Genomic DNA, 14,922 nt, shown 5'->3' with positions numbered 1-14,922 from the left:
TGATTGAGGTGGTAACACTTTACGTAAAACAGCTTCTTTTCTTTCTGGTGAATATCGAGTCATTCCAACCTAAATTACCGCTCCCTGTTTTTATTATTAAGTGAAAACTAAAGGGTGACAACTAGTCTGACACAGGGGGCATCAGCAAGGTATTCTTACGGAAGTCTTTGTACATGGCGCTTTATGTATCTCCTTCTCCGGTTTATGTTATTCAAGCTCGGTAAGTTTAGGTAATTCCGGTAATCGCGGCCGCTGCAGTCAGGCCTGTCGTGATGAATATCAGATCACCGCAACGGGTAATAAATTCCCGCTCAATTTAAAAGATAATTCCGCCTATTTTGATTTACCCGAATTAGTTGCTGCAGGGGTTGATTCTTTGAAAGTTGAAGGCCGGATTAAAGGCGCTCCCTATGTTTATACTATCGTTGATACCTGGCGCAGGCAGATCGATCAATTTATCGCCAGCGGTAAAATATCAGGCGATGATGCAAGCCTTTATAAAGTCTTCAATCGTGATTTCAGCAACGCGTTTTTAACAGGTCAACTCACTAAACAGATGTTTATTGATAATCCGCGTGATAATAGTTTTAAATATGCGAATGAAAAACATAACGCTATCTCGGTCATGCAGATAGAGCAGGTACAGCAAAATCTTGCTCAGGAAAAAAATGCCATTACAGCGCTGGTTGCTGACCGGACAAAACATTTGAGTGTAGCTAAAACGCAGCTTACAATGACTTTTTCCGGCAGTTCTGATGAGCCGTTAACCATGACCGTCAAAGAAGGTGAGAGATGTTTTACTGTTAACTCAGAGGTGTTATTAACAGCTGCTGATAATTTCGCTATCGACCCGGCTGCTATTGAAAAGCGTTTTAAAAGCTTTAAAAACAGCGGGTATGATCTGCTGCCTCTTATTTTTGACGATCTCGATAGCGGCTTGAGCCTTCCTTTTAAAGAGCTCACAATACTTAAAAATAAAGTGGCTTTTTTATTAAATGATTCAAGCGAACCTCTCCCGCCTGTCACACTGGCTGTACCTAAGCTGCATGCCAAAAAACAACATTTGCCCGGATTATCTGTCTTAATCAGTGATAAGAAAGATTTGCATCTTTGTGATGTTACCGATGCGGATATTTATTTTAAATTGCCTGAAAGCTTTAAAAAGAACTGTGCTGAGTTTATTGAACTGTTTTTACAAAATCCCAGACTGATACCATGGTTCCCTGCGGTATTAATTGGTAAAGATTATCTGCAGGCGGTAAAGATTTTACAACAGGTAAAACCACGTTGTATTGTGACCAATAACAGCGGTATAGCATACCAGGCAGCTGAGCTGAATATTGACTGGATAGCCGGACCGTTTTTAAATACCACCAACTCTTATGCTCTGTTAACACTGCAGAAAGGGCTTAATTGCGCCGGTGCGTTTATTTCTAATGAAATTAACCGTGAACAGATTAAAAATATCAGGCGTCCTGAAAACTTTAAGTTGTTATACAGCATTTATCATCCGATTGTGATGATGACCAGCAGAGCCTGTTTCTTCCAGCAAACCGTGGGTTGTAATAAAGTCAGTATTGACGAGAGTTGTATGATCAGGTGTGAAAAAGCGACCACCATTACCAATCTCAACGGAATCTCTTTTGCCGTTGATAAACAAAAGGGTGGTTACCCCTGTATTTATAATGAGCAGCCGTTTTTAAATGTTGATGCTGTGACAGATTTATCTGATCTATTCGATGGTTTTTTTATTGATTTAAGCAATATCGGCGCCGGTTTACAAGCTGAACTGGATAAAGCTGTTTTGATTAAACATTTTGAGAATCTGCTCGCCGGCAGTAAGGATACTAAATTTCAGCTCGCGCAGATACTGGGCAACTCTACTAATGCCCAGTATATTCGTGGATTGTGATTAACTTTATTCCAGAGATAAAGAATGGTACAGAAAAAATTTTTAACAAATAAACAAATATTGGATACAAATATTGGGATACAAATATTGGACACCCATAAACTTTGACCACATACAAATATTGGACACCCATAAACTTTGACCAATATCTATAATCAACATACCTTTTAGTTATGCGGTGTTACATTCCTGGAGGTAGTTTGCTATGACTCAGTCTCGACAATCCCAAATATCGCTTTCAGATACCCCTTATTACCATTGCATATCCCGCTGTGTTCGTCGTGCTTACCTGTGTGGAGAAGATAAATATACAGGTCAATCATTTGAGCACCGTCGGCAGTGGGTAGTTGAAAGAATGCATTACCTTGCTTCTGTTTTCAGTATGAATATTTGTGCTTATGCCATCATGTCTAATCATTATCACTTGGTATTGCACATTGATGAGCAGGAGAACCAACAGCTTACTAATGAACAAGTTTGCCAGCAATGGGGGTCATTATATTCGCTGCCCGTACTAATTGAACGCTGGCAGCATCAACAAACTACCTGCGAGGAAGAAAACGTTGCCGCACTTGCAATTATTAAGAAATGGCGAGACCGTTTAGCGGATATCTCCTGGTTTATGCGTTGTTTAAATGAGTTTATTGCACGTAACGCTAATAAAGAAGACGTATGCTCCGGACGATTCTGGGAAGGGCGTTTTAAATCTCAAGCACTGTTGGATGAAGATGCATTATTAACCTGCATGGCCTATGTTGACCTTAACCCTGTCCGCGCAAAAATGACAAGTGGTGTTGAAACCTCAGAATATACCTCTGCTTATGAACGCATTCATGGCGTTGCATTTAAAAATGAAAATAGTGCCGGATATTATTTTAAGAAAAAGCGTTTATTGGATTTTGTAGGGGATGATCAGCAAATGAGTATACAGGGGATCCCATTTTCACTTCTTGATTATATTGAATTAGTTGATTGGAGTGGTCGAATCTTACGAGAGGATAAACGTGGAATTATTGCTGGTCAGCACCCGGAATTACTTGATTCACTTGGATTAGACAGGGAAAGTTGGTTATCACTTGTAAGTGATTTTGGTAAAGACTATCAAGGAGCTGTGGGTTCTTTAGAGGAATTAGCGTTATTTGCCGAGCATACTGGTAAGCGCTGGATTGCCAGTAAAAACGAGTTACGACGAAAAATGCATTAATTTTCTGAACCTTTTTTATATTGAAAAAACTATTAGCCATTGCTAATGATTTGACTTAGCCGACATTTAAGAATAGCTGTTTTATTAAAGGCCAATTCAACTTTACAGAGCATACCCACCAAGCAACTATAGTCACCAGTTATTAACTTTGCTGATCTTTTGTAATGTAATTTCTTTCTTTTTTGGGAGTTGAAGTTTATGGCTGTCCAGCATTTCGTTTTAGTCTTTGTTATTGATTTTGTAATTAGAACAACTAGTTACTGCAATCAATGCCTTGCTTTCATCCATTTTTCCTGCGCCTAAATAGATCATCGAATTAACGGAATTGGTATAACCTCTATCAAGCCGGTTGACATCTTTTGTGGAAGTTACCGGTTTGATTGAAATATGTTTAACCCTAACCTGATAACGAAAAAAAATGACATTTCAAGAATATAAATTATTAACTCAACAAGCCGTTGCACTAATTGAAGGCGAAAGCGATTTAATCGCAAACCTTGCTAACCTCAGCGCATTGCTTAACATGAATCTGGACAATATTAATTGGGTCGGATTTTATTTATTGAAGGATAACCAGTTAGTGTTGGGGCCTTTCCAGGGGCTACCGGCCTGTATCCGTATCCCTTTAGATCGTGGTGTGTGCGGCAAAGCCTTTTCCAGTAATACAATACAGAGAGTAGCAGATGTACATCAGTTTGCTGGTCATATTGCCTGTGACGCCAACAGCCAGTCTGAGATTGTACTGCCTGTCAGTATTCAGGGAACGCCGGCTTTAGTATTAGATATCGACAGTCCGATTACAAACCGCTTTACCCAGGAAGACCAGGATGGTCTGGCTTATCTGGTGGAAAAAATACAGCAGCATCTGTAGTTAATGCTATTTATCCCGACCACTTTAAGATGGAGGAAAGTGCATCCAGAAGTGGTCGGGCTATAACACAACTTATTTTAGACACTTTAGAGCAACTTTATTGCTACAACGGGTTTAATAAAAGGTAATTTGCAAGATAACTTAATCTTCGCTGGTGTTGTTGCGTGACTGCTATAAAATAACAGTTTTATTTGTTATTTTATTTATTTTCTGAGGTTTTCAAAAGTTGGATACAAAACATTGTGTTGTTATTGCAATCGCGGGTGCTTCTGCATCGGGTAAAAGTTTAATTGCAAACACTATTTATCAAGAGCTCTGTGATGAGATAGGCACTGATCAAATTGGTATTATTTCCGAGGACTCCTATTACCGGGATCAGAGTCATCTTGAGTTAGAGGTGCGTCAGTTAACTAATTATGACCATCCCAAAGCCTTTGAGCATGAATTATTGTGTTCTCATCTGCAGATGCTAAAAAATAATGCTGCTGTTAATATCCCCGTTTACAGTTATACCGAGCATACCCGTACACAACAATCTGTGACTATGACACCTAAAAAAGTGATTATTTTGGAAGGTATTTTATTACTCACAGATTCAGCCTTACGTGAGCAGATAGATGCAAGTATTTTTATCGACACACCGCTGGATATCTGTTTTATGCGCCGTTTAGTGCGGGATATGTCTGAGCGGGGCAGAAGCATGGAGTCGGTATTATCACAATACACTAAAACGGTTCGGCCGATGTTTTTACAGTTTATTGAGCCTTCCAAACAACACGCTGATATTATTGTGCCGCGTGGCGGAAAAAACCGTATTGCCAAAGATATTCTCAAGACCAGAATTAAGTACCTGTTAAACAAATAAATTATCGGGCATAAAAGGATTTATTTGCCCGAACCATTGTAAGCTATTTATTCACCCATTCACCATATCCGCCCCGTTCTGGAATTTATAATCAAAGGACTTCGAGATGCAGCTTCTAGTATCTTAAAATCGTCAGTTATTATTGATTTTAAACAGTAAGATTCATCCTTCTTTCTTATCCCCACACAGAGTATTCATAAACAATTCACTGCTGACTCGACTTCTCATGCCTCTCGCTCCACGTGGGCAAGCTGTTACCTAGCCGACTTAGTTTTTCGCAAGCTTTCACTTGAAGCGTTTGATGTCACTTTCTTGATTATTGGTTTTGCCCATTAGCAGAAAGTTTGTCACTGCATTGTCATAATTAAGCTTTAATGTGTTTGTTATGACGATACATAATAATTTTTATTAGGGCGATCTGAAGCAATTATGACGATATATAATAATCTTTATCAATACGATCTCAGGCTGTTATTGTGGTGTAGAAAAAGCATTTCTTCATACAATTTTGTCAGCATAGTGCTGATCATCTCAAAGAGTGGTGATGGCTATATACAATTATTGCTGCCTGCTCTTTATTACCTGATAAGCAGCAAAGCTCAGGCGTGTTTTTTCCTGTTGGCAATGACAACTTTTATACTCGAGCGGCTACTCTATTTCTGTTTGAAACATACCCTACGCAGACGCCGCCCACCACAAGTGGTTCCATATTTCCGAAGTATAGTGCAGGCATCAGATCAATTTAGTTTTCCCTCAGGCCATGCTATGGCGGCATTCACATTAGCCGGACTTTTTACATTTCACTTGGGTGTTATCGCTTTGCCCCTTTATATATGGGCTGGACTGGTGGCAATATCCAGAGTCATATTGGGCGTGCATTTCCCAACGGATATTGTTGCTGGCGCACTGTTCGGTACAATTTTAGTTTATATAATGGTGGTGTTATGAACATACTTTATGGCATTCAGGGCACCGGAAACGGACATGTGGCGCGCAGCAGAGTCATGGCTAAATATTTTGCCGAAAGCGGTGCCAGAGTCACTTATTTATTTTCCGGCCGTGAAAAAAATCAATATTACGAAATGGACGTTTTTGCTGATTTTTTGGTTCGGGAAGGACTCACCTTTATCAGTGAAGGCGGTAAAATTGATTATCTAAAGACGGCACTGAAAAATAATATATGGCATTTTATTAAAGATGTTTTTTCACTGGATCTCAGCCACTATGATTTAATCATTACTGATTTTGAGCCAATCACCGCCTGGGCGGCTAAATTAAGGAATAAGCCTGTTATCGGATTAGGTCATCAATACGCTTTTGGACCGAATACACCGCTCGCCGCAGAGGGCTGGCTGGCAAAATGGGTGTTAAGAAACTTTGCACCTGTGCAGCATGGTATCGGTTTGCACTGGCATCCTTATCAGGAAAACGTATTGCCACCGATTATCGACATTAATTTGGCCGCGGGAGCCACGCAGAATTTTATTACAGTGTATTTACCTTTTGAAGATCAGTTACAGGTAACGGAATTATTAAATAGCTTTAGTGATTACCATTTTATGCTTTACGCACCGCAGTTAACTGAAGCACAACATGGAAACGTTTTGTGGCAAAAGACCAGTTATCAGGGCTTTAAAGAAAATTTAACCCACACCCGGGGGGTAATTTGTAATGCTGGATTTGAGTTAATCAGTGAATGTTTACACTTGGGTAAGCCAATACTGACGAAACCAATTCGTGGGCAAATGGAGCAGCAGTCGAACGCGCTAGTACTTAAGCAGTTGCAACTGGCAGATGTAATGCAATCTTTAGATGAAGAGATCATCGCAAGGTGGTTAGAGATGTTAGATGATGATATTCATCATCAACCTCAACCCATCCCGGATGTAGCAAAAGATCTTGTGGATTTAATTCTGGCTAAAAAGTGGGGAGAAACCTGCGAGCTGAGCAAAGAGTTGTGGAAAAGAGCTATATTTAAATATAGTTGATGGGAGGTATATCTTTCCGCAAAAGCTGGCTAAAGGGGATACCATGATTGAACAAACTTGCTTTGTAACTCTTATGTATATTGAATTGCTGGTTCCCCATGCCCAATCTCTTAAAGATAAACGCCAACAAGTACGCGGACTCAAAGAGCGTATCCGCAGTCGTTTTAACGCATCAGTTGCCGAAGTAGGTTATCTGGATAAATGGCAGCGCTGCGTGCTGGCGGTTTGTCTGGTGGGAAATGACAAACGCTTGCTGCTTGCGAATACCACTAAGATTCGAGCGCTGTGCGAAGAAGCGGCTGATTTGTCGATTTTGAACATCGAACAGGAGTGGTTATAATCATCTGGATTAACTCTAACAAATAACACGTAAAAAAATCCGGTGCTATTAGCCAATTCATGGTGGTTAATAAGCTGCCTTTACTCCAGATATTTTCCGATAAGTAATTGAAAATAGTTGGTAGATCAGCGCTGCGATTGGTAGCATCGAAATCAATGTTGTTGTATTGATCTATTAATGTGCTTTTTTGCGTTATCTGCAGGCTTCGTTATATGAGAATAGGGAATAAGAGGTGTTTTTTTCGTTCTCGGGTCGTAAAACATAGTATTTGCATAATCGAGCCGGTGACCTAAGGCAACGATGTCGAGAATATATATTTTTCCGCGTTCAATCACTATTTCACGGTGTTTTTCGAATTTTTTCAATACTTCATTAATGCGTGGCCGGGATATACCTGTTGCCAGGCATAACTGCTCCTGCGTGATGGTGATGATGATTTTGGCCCCCTTGATAGTTTGTTTTTTTTGCGCTAAAAAAAGTAACATATAGGCAACGCGGACTTCTTTATCATGCAGTGAGGTCAGTTGTGACTGCAGATAAACGGGCTGCATGTGAACCATGCAATAGTATAACAACTTATACATCTCAGGCTCAGTTTCTGCCAGATGGAGAATTTTTTGAGTTGAAAAAAACAGGAATTCAACAGGCTCAAGTTCAGCCGAGAGTAAAAACAGCTCTTCCTTATTCAGAAGGGTACTCGCGCCAATCCAATCTCCGCTACCAATTACATAACCCAAAGTGTTATTCATCTGCCCGGAGGCATAATATAATATTGCCAGCCCTTTTTTGATATAGCAAATACCTGAAGTTTTAAGCAGGTTAGTGCATCCGTTCCCTGACTGGGCAATACGAGCTAATTGCTCTTTTGAGTGATTGCTGATTGGGCAAGGCCAACGCTCTTTTTCGATATTTAATTCTTTCATAATATGTTCACTATCAGATGAATTACACTATGAGTTTAGTGCATTCTATATTACCTATCAACTTTCAACGTACTCATTTAAAAAGGGTTTTCTGCTCTTTTATTTGATTTTTACTGCATCGAATCATCAGATTAATCACATTGGTTTCATCTAAGCGGAACATCGTATATCTATGTTCTTTAAAGAACAGAGTTTTTTTTTGACACTGGTTATTATTTTTTCATCTTAAATCACAGTCTCAAAAATTCACTTGTTTTTGCTTTCACGTAGAGGTTTTTGTAATGAAAAATATATCAAACATGTATGATGTTTCTATTTTACCTGATCAATATGCAATTAATTCTGTCGCTGGTTTGTATGATAGTTTTGAGGCGGACGGTGTTGATTTTGAGTTGTTATTATCCGAATTAAAATCGGCCATAGTCGGCTCTGGTATATTGCTGGATCAGGACTACCAGAGATGGTTTTTAACCGAGGGGATGGATTATTTTTATAACCCGAAGTTGTTTGCTTATGCGCCGTTAAATTGCGTCTGTATTTTTCTAAGTGAATTATTTAAGCGGTTCAGTCTAGATGAGATCAGTAAACATGTACCCGAAATGGTCATTAAATGCGCATTATCACGTTTGTCTGATTTTAAGCATAGACAATTGGTATCATAATTAACCTAACTCATCAGGTTAACAGTTAGCCAATAATAAAGCACCGGTTTGGACTCAATCAGGTGCTTTTTCTTTTTCCCTTTCGGGATAATTGTAAGCAATTCAGCCCTGCACAATAAATACTGGCCCTAAACATCTTAAATATTATTTTAATAACAATCGTGTTGGTACTCCCGAATACCCGGGAGTATCTGTTATCATTGATAATAGATAACATCTTGCGTTTATTGTGGTAACAGCAGGATGGTTTATTAATCTATATTATTTAGCAGGTTTTCTTACAGGGTTATTCTTTTTCAGGTGTGTTTATGTCGGTTCTTTCTCCAAATAGTGTCTTTACTTCCCTCCAGCAGGAGGGGCCCTTTGCAGTAACCAGAGTTGCGCTGACTACGGGGCGTTTTTCATCCCAAACTCGTTTATGGGTAAAACGCTTGCAGCAGGATCCTAATAATCGTACTAAATATCGGGCGCTGCGCAGTCAACTGTTTGAATTTTTAGGCGTTGAGAACATGGAGCAAATTAAATCCTTAGTATCTGACTCAACGCTTCGTGAACAGCGAAGCCAGCGTGCGCTGCGTTTATTGGGTAATATGTTCGGTATTGATGGTAATCTTAATGAAATAAAGAGCAGAGTGGATGAATATGCACGCACTGCTGATGCCGTGATCCATTCCCTTAATAGTAAAATTCTTTCACCTTATACTTCATATATTGAATCTACCAATGAAATCGTGGTCACCAACAACCCGGTTGAGCTTCTGCTGATAATGTTTAACGATGCATACCACAAAAAAGCACGTTTTGAGGCACGTCGCAAGGTGATCTTGATGACGCTTGCCGGCACCATCGATCAACGCGAGCGTGAGACGGATGTTGAAAATAAATTTTCTGCTTTTTTGGCTTTTTTAAATGGTTATGTGTGGAGCCCCAATCTCAAAATTGGTGAATTAGATCCGGTTTTTCTTCATTCTCAACACAATCTGGAAGATTATTTCTGCACCGAGGTCAATGTATTAACGCCGCAGGAGACAATATCAGTCACTCCGGTTCCGGGTGAAAAATTAACCTTATTAAAACGTCGCAGCTTTACAGTAGGCAATAAAAAAATACCTATTTATGTTTCTATTCGCAAGAAACCGCCTGAAGCTAAGGTATTAAAGTTACTGAGAAAAAATGAAAAAAACCCCGGCGTCGCCGTTGACGATGAATTAGGCTTGATGGCGGTGCTCGATTCGTTTAGCGATGTTAAAGCTTTCCAGCAGCACCTTACCCGCAGTGCTTCTAAAGCAAATTCGTTGATGGTACTCGAGGATATATCAGATACCTTATTTGAACATGTTCAGTATCGCAGTCGCGCGATTGGCTCCAGTGATAAAACCTCCATGATGAAATTTTTTGCACGTTTAGGGGGCATGCGTGTCGAATTTATTATTCATACAAATCAGACCTGGTTAAACTATATGTATCAGGAGGATGTGGCGCATAATGAATATGAGGTGAAACGTATGTTTGATACCGGGGTTATTGAGCTGCTTTTCCCGATGGATATTTTTCATTTGGATCATCAAAAGACGCGTAATGAGATGATCCAGCTTTTCCGCAAACAGATGCGCTCTTGAGGTTTTATTACCTGAAATTTACCGTGATAACAACCACCTCCTGCAAATCAGAGCTTGTCAGTGCCTGTTTATCTTTCGAGATTTTTAGGCCGCAGTCTGTACCGGGCAGAGGCTGTGCAGTTGCTCTGCATTAGCAGCCCGCAGCATAAAACAGCTGCGAACGCTGCCCGAAAGGATCGGAAAGGCAATTTACTCTTTGTGGCAAGATATTTGCTTAGATCACCAGGCGCGCACCTCGCGCCGCGGTTAAAACTTTAGTATTAATTTTTCTTTCGTCCTCAATTAATTCTGTTGCGATTACTTTTTAAATCCAACTGCTTAAAGCAGTTGGATTTAAAAAGATAAAAAAATGACCCGCAACTCACCCCCTATAAGGGTTAAAAGCCACCAACCTTCCTGATATAAGCTAGAATTAACGGTGTAGGGTAAGAAAAGGAGAATACTATGTATGATTTTATAGAAAGCCTACAATTAAGGGATCAGGCGTTAGAGGAGCTTTATTTGGCAGTGTTAATCGCGACAGTGAGTAAAAAAGCACAAGTAAAGACGGAGGGAGAAGATGAGGATGTGGACATTGTTATTGATGATAAAGACCATAAGTTTTACTTCAAGCATCACGAATAACCTATCAAAGCCAGCCCTAGTATAGGCAGGTGCTGGCTCTTTCCCGTCATCCTGCAATACCTTAACCATTCCCCTGAGGTTTTACTTGGAAAGAACCTCTTGTGGGTATCTTTGCTCTGTGAATTTGTAATTTAAAGCAGTCGGCTATATAGAGGCTCTATCTGAGATTCCCAACTTTTAACAATTATGTTTATACTATCATCTAACATATTGATAAATAGAAGGAGTTATATTGATGAGTACAATTATTAGTCGTTGTCCCCATTGTAAAGCGATGAATCGTCTGCCCGTTGAGCGTATTGATGCCTCGGCGACCTGCGGCAGCTGTAAAAAACCATTATTAGAAGGTAAACCAATAGAAGGCAGCAGCGCTAATTTACAGGCATTAATAAACAGTGAAAAACCTGTTGTTGTTGATTTTTGGGCGCCCTGGTGTAGCCCTTGTGTTGGTTTTGCACCTGTTTTTGAACAAGTTGCACTGGAAGAGCAGGATAAATTGCGCTTTGTAAAAGTGGACACTGAGGCGCAGCAGCAGATTGGCGCACAATACCAGATACGCAGCATTCCAACTTTGAAGATATTCAAAAAAGGGCGCTTAATTGATACCTTGAGCGGCGCATTATCTAAACCACAATTCAAACAGTGGTTACTACAAGCTTTAAATAAATAATGCAGTGGTGTTTGATTTACTTTTTCAGCTGATTGTCGGAGGGGGGGGGGAGCCATCCAGAACATCATCTGTCACTCCCCGACAGCAGCGCTGCGAAATAAATTCTGCACACTTTCAATTGTGAAGTGACGCGCACTTTTATGTTAAGAGTTGCGTGTTAAGCACGCTTTTGCCGCTATTGACTTGAAAGTGACATTTTAACTCTTTATATCTAACATTCCTGTCAGAATTATTTGATTTTAATGTTAGGTAGAGAGATTTAATGAGTAAGTTATTCCAAACCCTTTTTGTTGTTATGGCGATTTCATCCCAAGCCAATGCCTCGACAGTAAAATCAGATCAACGTCCTGATAACAATAAATTATTACCTCTTAGCCAGCCAGGCCCTAGAAACTCTCAGCCTCACAACCTTGCCGGTCTTTTCAGTATCAAAGAATATCAATCCAGCTACTTGAAACAACCCTATAATGACTTTGATCTGCTTTATCAGAAAGCGATCCTGGCTCAATCGGAGCTGGAAACAGTTATCGACCAAATCGCACTTAAAACTAACGCTTATACTTTCTCATCCGGACTGAAATCCAAACAGCGGGCTATGCGTAAAATCACACTTAAACATGCCGGCAGAAGTGAAAAAATAACCGACCTTGTGCGCACCTCTATTGTTGCGCAGGATGTTCCCACATTGATCAACTCTTTTGAATTATTAGCACAACAAACTCAACTTGTCCGTATTAAAAACCGTTTTGCAAATCCTAACTGTTCTGGCTACAGGGATTTAAGTCTCCTATTGCGTTTACCCGAGAGCGGTATTATTGCGGAAGTACAATTACATTTGGAAGCTTTTTCTTTTATTAAAAATGGAGAAGAGCATAATAACTATGAACAGATTCAACAAATAGAGCTCCTGCAGATCAGCGAAAGGCGTGGCTTAAGTGAAATAGAGCTTACTGCTATCGATAAACTGAGAAGGGAATCAAAGCTTCTATATCAGCAAGCCTGGCAGCAGTATCTAAGTGCGTAACCATAGCCTGACTGATTCGCTATTTGTGTTGCCAAGTTGTTTTTTGGGATTTATTTTTTTGCGGTAATATGTGGAGAAGATTTCGCTTATGGGTGATATAAACAAAGATCAAAGTTATAAGGATCGCAGTGTATGGTTACGTGGCCTGTTTATGCTCATTTTTATCTTTTTTATGGGAGTGGCTAAATTCGTCACCGTGATCGTGGCTGCGTGTCAGTTTATCGTGGTTTTATTTACCTCAGAAATCAATACTAACCTGCTTAAGTTTGGTAAAAGTCTGAGTGTTTATCAGTATCAGATTATGCTCTACCTGACTTATAACAGTGAGATTCGCCCCTTTCCGGTCAGCGACTGGCCGGCAGAGTAGGGCGCAGCAAGTAGAGGCTGCCTCGCTATTATAAAAAAAGGTCTTTCTGCTTTTCCCGAAAGACCTTTTGTCCAGGCGAGTTAACACCCTCCTTTGCAATTCAGCAAATTAATTTAATGCTTCAATTAACGCTTTCACGTTTTTCAGCGGGTGAATTGTCTGTCCTGCTTTTACGAACTGCTGCATCGATTTATGATAAGCCACTGCCGGAATGTAGATATGTTTTTTGCCATGACTTAAGGCTTCACGTACACGCGGCACGATTTGCGGTATCTGCCGTATCTCACCGGTCAGAGCTAATTCACCGATAAACACCGAGTCTTCGGGTAATGGCCTGGAATTAATTGAACTCAGCAATGCTGCGGTCACCGCCATATCGGTTGATGTTTCTGAATCGGACATTTTCAGGCCGCCGACCAAACTGATATTGATATCGTAATAGGTGGGGATGCCGCCATGTTTTTTTAATACAGCGGTAATTAATGATAAACGGCTGTAGGAAACACCGATACAGTTACGGATAGATTTTTCACCTTCTACTTCCGTGGCTAAGGCTTGAATTTCAATAAGCAGATTGCGTGCCCCGTCTTTAATAACAGAGATAGCCGAGCCTTCAAAATTTTCATCACTGCCGGAAAGAAACAAACGGCTTGGGTTATCAACTGAAAACATCCCTTTTTCGGTCATCTGAAAAATTCCGACCTGCTCTGTATCGCCAAAACGGTTTTTATCGGCGCGTAAAATGCGCACCGAGGCATCGTTAACTTCAATATGGATGGCAGTATCAATAATGTGTTTCAGGGTTTGCGGGCCGGCCATTTGCGAATTTTTATTTACCTGCCCGACCAGCACCAGAGTAATGCCGTGTTGTTTGCATAATCTGTTTAAAATTTTAGCGCAGGTTTTTACCTGGGTGACCCCGCCGGCGGCGCCTTCCGCTTCATTAGACTCAAAGGCTTGAATAGAGTCGGCAATGAGAAAACGAACCTTATTTTCCAGGCACTGGTCGACTATATCTTCAATACTGTCGGTATCCGATAATAAAAAATTATCCTCATTAAAGTTGAGTTTTAAACGTTCAATACCACGTTTAGCCCACTGACTGAGACTCTCTTCAGCGGTGACATAGAGGGTCGACATGGAATGTGACATCACCTCTGCAACTTTAGTGAGCAGGGTGGTTTTACCCGATCCCGGGTCACCGCTGATAAGCACTACCGAGCCAAGGGTAATACCGCCGCCCAGGACGCGATCCAGTTCTGATAATCCGGTTGATATCCGAGCCGCTTTTTCAACCTGAACACCTGAAATACGCTGTACACCATTGCTTAATACTCCGGCATAACCTGCATTTTTATTACGGTTAATCGCAGCATTAACAGATTTAGTGGTACTGGAGGCTTCGCGGAATTCGGTAATGGTATTCCAGGCTTTACATTCATTGCATTGGCCCTGCCATTTTTGATAATCGGCACCGCATTCGCTGCAGACATATGCGATTTTTGTTTTTGCTTTTGCCATCGTTTTTACTCTTTAGTCCTGCTCATTAAATTGTTCATTGAAGGTTTTAATTGCATCTGAAGTATTTGTGTAGGTATAACCCCGCGATATTAACAGGCGCATCGCTTTATCATGCTCTTTTCGCTCGGTTATTGATTTTTTAAATTTACGCGATAAGAGCCGCATCGCTTCGCCCGAATAGTCAAAATCATCCTCAGGGTAGGCTCGATTGTGAATATCGATGGCGTTATTTATATCATCTAATTCATGCCCTTTATTCTGCAGGTAAATCATCGCTTTTTGTTTCAGATACGGGTTGCCAATTCGCTGTCTGTATTTTCCTGAGAGCAGGG

At 40.5% G+C, this 14,922-nt stretch carries 14 protein-coding genes and 2 pseudogenes; 13 read left to right on the top strand and 3 right to left on the bottom strand.

Going from position 1 to position 14,922, the window contains the following annotated elements; translation table 11 throughout:
- Nucleotides 1-139: 139 nt before the first annotated feature.
- The 7 genes and pseudogenes from ABZA00_RS12105 to ABZA00_RS12075 all read left to right on the top strand — a co-directional run.
- Nucleotides 140-1,912, top strand: a pseudogene (locus tag ABZA00_RS12105) (peptidase U32 family protein); the annotation flags it as partial.
- Between the two features lie 205 nt (nt 1,913-2,117).
- Complete coding sequence (locus ABZA00_RS12100; RefSeq protein WP_372882422.1) at nt 2,118-3,116, top strand: transposase; 999 nt, start codon at nt 2,118-2,120, stop codon at nt 3,114-3,116.
- Nucleotides 3,117-3,534: 418 nt separating this feature from the next.
- The gene (locus ABZA00_RS12095) at nt 3,535-3,987 is read left to right on the top strand and encodes a GAF domain-containing protein (protein WP_372882421.1); all 453 of its coding nucleotides are present in this window, start codon (nt 3,535-3,537) and stop codon (nt 3,985-3,987) included.
- Nucleotides 3,988-4,213: 226 nt separating this feature from the next.
- Nucleotides 4,214-4,852, top strand: a complete 639-nt coding sequence (udk, locus tag ABZA00_RS12090; protein ID WP_372882420.1) for a uridine kinase — start codon at nt 4,214-4,216, stop codon at nt 4,850-4,852.
- Nucleotides 4,853-5,281: 429 nt separating this feature from the next.
- Nucleotides 5,282-5,800 (top strand): phosphatase PAP2 family protein, encoded by a 519-nt coding sequence (locus ABZA00_RS12085; protein WP_372882419.1) that lies wholly within the window; start codon nt 5,282-5,284, stop codon nt 5,798-5,800.
- Nucleotides 5,797-6,840 carry an MJ1255/VC2487 family glycosyltransferase gene (locus tag ABZA00_RS12080; protein ID WP_372882418.1) on the top strand — a complete coding sequence of 348 codons (1,044 nt, stop codon included), beginning with the start codon at nt 5,797-5,799 and terminating at the stop codon, nt 6,838-6,840. Before ABZA00_RS12085 ends, ABZA00_RS12080 begins: the two co-directional genes overlap by 4 nt.
- A gap of 43 nt (nt 6,841-6,883) precedes the next feature.
- A complete protein-coding gene (locus tag ABZA00_RS12075) occupies nt 6,884-7,180 on the top strand; it encodes a DUF503 domain-containing protein (RefSeq protein ID WP_372882417.1) in 297 nt (98 codons plus the stop codon).
- A gap of 152 nt (nt 7,181-7,332) precedes the next feature.
- Here ABZA00_RS12075 and ABZA00_RS12070 read toward each other — a convergent pair whose 3' ends face one another.
- On the bottom strand, nt 7,333-8,103 hold the full coding sequence (locus tag ABZA00_RS12070) for a Crp/Fnr family transcriptional regulator (protein WP_372882416.1): 771 nt from the start codon (nt 8,101-8,103) through the stop codon (nt 7,333-7,335).
- Nucleotides 8,104-8,384: 281 nt separating this feature from the next.
- Here ABZA00_RS12070 and ABZA00_RS12065 point away from each other — a divergent pair, with 281 nt between their 5' ends.
- The 6 genes from ABZA00_RS12065 (at nt 8,385) to ABZA00_RS12040 (ending at nt 13,069) form a co-directional block, all read left to right on the top strand.
- A complete protein-coding gene (locus tag ABZA00_RS12065; protein ID WP_372882415.1) occupies nt 8,385-8,765 on the top strand; it encodes a hypothetical protein in 381 nt (126 codons plus the stop codon).
- 308 nt (nt 8,766-9,073) lie between these two features.
- A complete protein-coding gene (locus ABZA00_RS12060; protein WP_372882414.1) occupies nt 9,074-10,384 on the top strand; it encodes a hypothetical protein in 1,311 nt (436 codons plus the stop codon).
- 444 nt (nt 10,385-10,828) lie between these two features.
- Nucleotides 10,829-11,008 carry a hypothetical protein gene (locus ABZA00_RS12055; RefSeq protein ID WP_372882413.1) on the top strand — a complete coding sequence of 60 codons (180 nt, stop codon included), beginning with the start codon at nt 10,829-10,831 and terminating at the stop codon, nt 11,006-11,008.
- Nucleotides 11,009-11,243: 235 nt separating this feature from the next.
- Complete coding sequence (gene trxC, locus ABZA00_RS12050) at nt 11,244-11,678, top strand: thioredoxin TrxC (RefSeq protein ID WP_372882412.1); 435 nt, start codon at nt 11,244-11,246, stop codon at nt 11,676-11,678.
- Between the two features lie 262 nt (nt 11,679-11,940).
- A complete protein-coding gene (locus ABZA00_RS12045; RefSeq protein ID WP_372882411.1) occupies nt 11,941-12,702 on the top strand; it encodes a RelA/SpoT domain-containing protein in 762 nt (253 codons plus the stop codon).
- Nucleotides 12,703-12,790: 88 nt separating this feature from the next.
- Nucleotides 12,791-13,069 carry a DUF4389 domain-containing protein gene (locus ABZA00_RS12040; RefSeq protein ID WP_372882410.1) on the top strand — a complete coding sequence of 93 codons (279 nt, stop codon included), beginning with the start codon at nt 12,791-12,793 and terminating at the stop codon, nt 13,067-13,069.
- Between the two features lie 108 nt (nt 13,070-13,177).
- On the opposite strand, the gene radA is transcribed toward ABZA00_RS12040, so the two are convergent.
- Together radA and ABZA00_RS12030 are read right to left on the bottom strand one after the other, a co-directional pair.
- Nucleotides 13,178-14,590 carry a DNA repair protein RadA gene (gene radA, locus ABZA00_RS12035; RefSeq protein ID WP_372882409.1) on the bottom strand — a complete coding sequence of 471 codons (1,413 nt, stop codon included), beginning with the start codon at nt 14,588-14,590 and terminating at the stop codon, nt 13,178-13,180.
- Nucleotides 14,591-14,602: 12 nt separating this feature from the next.
- Nucleotides 14,603-14,922: pseudogene (locus tag ABZA00_RS12030) on the bottom strand (regulatory protein RecX); the annotation flags it as partial.

The organism is Psychromonas sp., from assembly GCF_041586535.1.
Classification (GTDB): Bacteria; Pseudomonadota; Gammaproteobacteria; order Enterobacterales; family Psychromonadaceae; genus Psychromonas.
This window is presented reverse-complemented; position numbering and strand designations above follow the sequence as displayed.

Bases quoted from the DNA above. Each gene is read 5' to 3' on its own strand.
- ABZA00_RS12100 (WP_372882422.1), top strand. From the start codon at position 2,118: ATGACTCAGTCTCGACAATCCCAAATATCGCTTTCAGATACCCCTTAT.
- ABZA00_RS12095 (WP_372882421.1), top strand. From the start codon at position 3,535: ATGACATTTCAAGAATATAAATTATTAACTCAACAAGCCGTTGCACTA.
- ABZA00_RS12085 (WP_372882419.1), top strand. From the start codon at position 5,282: ATGACGATATATAATAATCTTTATCAATACGATCTCAGGCTGTTATTG.
- ABZA00_RS12080 (WP_372882418.1), top strand. From the start codon at position 5,797: ATGAACATACTTTATGGCATTCAGGGCACCGGAAACGGACATGTGGCG.
- ABZA00_RS12075 (WP_372882417.1), top strand. From the start codon at position 6,884: ATGATTGAACAAACTTGCTTTGTAACTCTTATGTATATTGAATTGCTG.
- ABZA00_RS12070 (WP_372882416.1), bottom strand. From the start codon at position 8,103: ATGAAAGAATTAAATATCGAAAAAGAGCGTTGGCCTTGCCCAATCAGC.
- ABZA00_RS12065 (WP_372882415.1), top strand. From the start codon at position 8,385: ATGAAAAATATATCAAACATGTATGATGTTTCTATTTTACCTGATCAA.
- ABZA00_RS12060 (WP_372882414.1), top strand. From the start codon at position 9,074: ATGTCGGTTCTTTCTCCAAATAGTGTCTTTACTTCCCTCCAGCAGGAG.
- ABZA00_RS12055 (WP_372882413.1), top strand. From the start codon at position 10,829: ATGTATGATTTTATAGAAAGCCTACAATTAAGGGATCAGGCGTTAGAG.
- trxC (WP_372882412.1), top strand. From the start codon at position 11,244: ATGAGTACAATTATTAGTCGTTGTCCCCATTGTAAAGCGATGAATCGT.
- ABZA00_RS12045 (WP_372882411.1), top strand. From the start codon at position 11,941: ATGAGTAAGTTATTCCAAACCCTTTTTGTTGTTATGGCGATTTCATCC.
- ABZA00_RS12040 (WP_372882410.1), top strand. From the start codon at position 12,791: ATGGGTGATATAAACAAAGATCAAAGTTATAAGGATCGCAGTGTATGG.
- radA (WP_372882409.1), bottom strand. From the start codon at position 14,590: ATGGCAAAAGCAAAAACAAAAATCGCATATGTCTGCAGCGAATGCGGT.